Here is a 3,131-nt window from a genome sequence, read left to right on the forward strand (position 1 = left end):
GATATTAAAGAGAATGTTCAAGCCTGCCGCTAAAGCCGCATAAGAACCTGGCCCGCGCGGTTCGGGCACTGGGATCCAGCGGCAACGTCAGCTGTTGCATCGGATCGTCGCCGGGATCATGATCCCCTTGGCTAATAAATTCCGACGTAGAATCGTTCGGACCGTTCGCTTTCTGCGCCGGTTTCACCGTGGCTTCCGCGACAGTGCGGTCGCCCGACAGGAGGGGAAGCGTCATGGGAGTCCAAACAGAACTTGCTCGCAACTTTCTCGGATCAATTCTCCAGCCCGGCGCGCCGACTTTTGATGAGGTAAGGAGGATACACAATGGCCTCGTCGACCGACGCCCCGCAGTCATTGCCCGTTGTCGAGGTATTGCCGATATCGTCGATGCTGTCCTTTACGCCCAGGCGACCGGACTGGAGATTTGCGTACGCGGCGGCGGCCACAACGTCGCTGGGCGTGCAGTGGTCGACAATGGCCTTATGATCGACCTCTCCTTGATGAAAGGAGTTCACGTGAATGCTGCCGCCCGGACGGCCATAGTCGAGGGTGGGGTGACTTGGAGGGAGTTGAATAGAGAGACCCAGTTGCATGGTCTTGCGACCACTGGAGGCGTGATTGGAAGTACTGGTGTTGCTGGACTTACCCTCGGCGGCGGCCTTGGATGGCTTATGCCGAAATACGGGATGGCGCTGGACAATCTGATCTCCGTCGATCTGGTGCTCGCAGACGGTTCCGTAGTGAAAGCGAGCGCCGACGCAAATCCCGATCTCTTCTGGGCGCTCCGTGGCGGCGGTGGCAATTTTGGCGTTGCCGCTTCCTTCGAGTTCCGCCTGCATTCCGTCGGCCCTGTCGTGTTCGGAGGTATCGTTGCCTTTCCATTCCATGAGGCGAGACAAGTCCTCCGCGGGTTCCGGGACCTCGCTGAAAATGCCTCGGACGACCTTATGCTCGTCGCCGGCTTAACTACCGCGCCAGACGGGTCGGGCACCCCGATCGTTGCCATCGTTTCCTGTCATATCGGCTCACCCGAAGATGCGGAGATCGTTGGAAGCCAGATCCGGAGCTTTGGCACCGTAGCGGTGGATGCGTTAGGGCCGATACCCTATGTGGACCTCAATGGAATGCTGGACGCGGGCTTCCCTTCCGGCGCATTCAACTACTGGAAGTCCACGTTCCTTCCGCGCCTTGACGACGATGCTGTCGAGGCCCTCGTGATCGCGTATGAGCGCTGCCCGGTTCCAACAAGCTCGATCTTGCTGGAAGGTTTCCACGGCTTTGCGTCGCGCGTTCCGGTAGAATCCACCTCCTTCGCGCTCCGTGACATTGGCTTCAACACGCTCGTGCTTGGCCAATGGATGGACAAGGCCTCTGCGGATCGCACCACCGCTTGGGCGCGCGCCAGCTTCGATGTACTCAAGTCCTTTGCTGGCAAGCGTCGCTATGCAAATTATTTGGGGGCAGACGAGGACGCCGGCGCGGCAGCGTTGGCCGCCTATGGTCAAAACCTCGCAAGGCTGCGGCAGTTGAAAACGCGCTATGACCCGAACAACATCTTCCATCATAACGTGAACATACCACCCGCCTAGGATATGGCGTTCTAGTCAGAGTAGGGTACCGCCAATACAGCGATGCAACCGGTTTGTCTGTCGATAGGGCTTCGAAAGTGAGGTTACCAGGTTCAAACACTGTTCCCGCAACCAATTCTATCATAACCGTCCCGGTCTGACCGGGGCGGTTTTTTGCGTTTAAAGCGCACGCAATCGTCGCTGCGCGCCGGTGGGAGCATCACCGCGCCGAGAAGCCGCGCGAACCGGAAGAGCGAGCAAGTTTGTGCACCTCAGGAGAGATATGGCGCGCTTTAAAGGCAAGCCTTTTGTTTCTATTGTGTGCGGTTACCGGTTGCTCGTATTTGGGAGTAGCTAGGGCAAGGCCCGATGTCGGGAAGGCAGCTATGCGCCCACAGTCAGCCGTAGAGATCAGCCTGCAACTTCCGGAATGCGGACATCGCCGGCGACCACTGTAGAGGTCGTGGTTGCTAGAAGCGGTCGCCATTTTACCAAGCTTCAATTGCCAGATGCGAATACAAAGCGCCTGCGCTTAGGTGGCAATTGCATCAGAGCCTGCGCCGCAAACGATCGCGCAGACCAGCTCATTCTTCTCTATCGAGATGCGACCTTTGCGCAGGGCGGCGAGGGCGGCAGCGCCGCTGAGGTCCGCCGCCAAGCCCATTTCGAACCAGAGCCATTTGGCTGCGGCGCGCATTTCGTCGTCGCTGACCAGCACGATCTCATCGACCCGATCGCGAACGGCTTCGAAGATTCGATCGTCGGAGCGCGCGCACGACATTGTTGCTACCCAGGTGGTCACCTTGTCGAGGGCGATGTTGCGGCCCGCCTCCAGCGAACGCAGCAGCACCGGCGATCCTTCGGCTTCGATGCCGACCACTCGCACACCCGGCTTCAGCCCCTTGAGCGCAGTGGACACCCCCGTGATAAGGCCGCCGCCACCCATCGCCACGAGCACGGTGGTCATCTCAGGCAGCTCCTCGAGCAGCTCGAGGCCGACCGTTCCCTGCCCGGCAACAACATCCGCGTCGGCAAAGGGATGGAAATATGCCGCGCCTGTCTCGCGGTGGAAGGCCAGAGCGGCGACGTTGGATTCATGCCAGGCGGAGCCAACGATCCGAACGTCGGCCTTCCAGGCCCGGAGCTTTTCGATCTTCTCGAGCGAGGCGTTGCTCGGCAGGAAAATAGTGGCCGGCACCTGTGCCATGAAGCCGGCGCGGGCCGTGGCGATGCCGTGATTTCCCCCTGATGCGGTGACGATGCCATGAGCGATGTCGCGGGCATCGAGCGCCAGCAGCCGGTTCGTGGCGCCCCGCGCCTTGAACGAGCCCGTGACCTGCAGCAGCTCAAGCTTCAAAGCAAGCCGATAGCCTTCGCCAGCTCCCGACTGGAGATTGGTCGCCTCGACCACCGGCGTGCGGCGGACATTGCCTCTGATCCGCTCGGCCGCCGCCCGGATGTCGTTCAGCTCGACGATCATGCGATCGCTCCCTCATAGGGCGCGGCCACCGTCACGCAGCAATTACCGACGCCGACCGGCCAGGCTGCCGACGACTATAGACC

Annotated in this window: 3 protein-coding genes; 1 reads left to right on the forward strand and 2 read right to left on the reverse strand. The window is 60.6% G+C overall.

The window, feature by feature from the left end; all coding sequences use genetic code 11:
• Nucleotides 1-272: 272 nt before the first annotated feature.
• On the reverse strand, nucleotides 273-887 hold the full coding sequence (locus EOA27_RS42405) for a hypothetical protein (RefSeq protein ID WP_245467045.1): 615 nt from the start codon (nucleotides 885-887) through the stop codon (nucleotides 273-275).
• Nucleotides 888-947: 60 nt separating this feature from the next.
• Here EOA27_RS42405 and EOA27_RS42410 point away from each other — a divergent pair, with 60 nt between their 5' ends.
• Entirely contained in the window at nucleotides 948-1,589 is a 642-nt protein-coding gene (locus EOA27_RS42410; protein ID WP_245491192.1) for a BBE domain-containing protein, read from the forward strand.
• Between the two features lie 511 nt (nucleotides 1,590-2,100).
• On the opposite strand, the gene EOA27_RS29190 is transcribed toward EOA27_RS42410, so the two are convergent.
• Complete coding sequence (locus tag EOA27_RS29190) at nucleotides 2,101-3,048, reverse strand: pyridoxal-phosphate dependent enzyme (RefSeq protein ID WP_245491193.1); 948 nt, start codon at nucleotides 3,046-3,048, stop codon at nucleotides 2,101-2,103.
• Nucleotides 3,049-3,131 lie beyond the last annotated feature (83 nt).

The sequence above is a fragment of the Mesorhizobium sp. M2A.F.Ca.ET.037.01.1.1 genome, assembly GCF_003998075.1.
Lineage (GTDB): Bacteria > Pseudomonadota > Alphaproteobacteria > Rhizobiales > Rhizobiaceae > Mesorhizobium.

Coding starts and splice junctions, on each gene's coding strand:
- EOA27_RS29190 (WP_245491193.1), bottom strand. CDS start 3,048: ATGATCGTCGAGCTGAACGACATCCGGGCGGCGGCCGAGCGGATCAGA.
- EOA27_RS42410 (WP_245491192.1), top strand. CDS start 948: ATGCTCGTCGCCGGCTTAACTACCGCGCCAGACGGGTCGGGCACCCCG.
- EOA27_RS42405 (WP_245467045.1), bottom strand. CDS start 887: ATGGAATGGAAAGGCAACGATACCTCCGAACACGACAGGGCCGACGGA.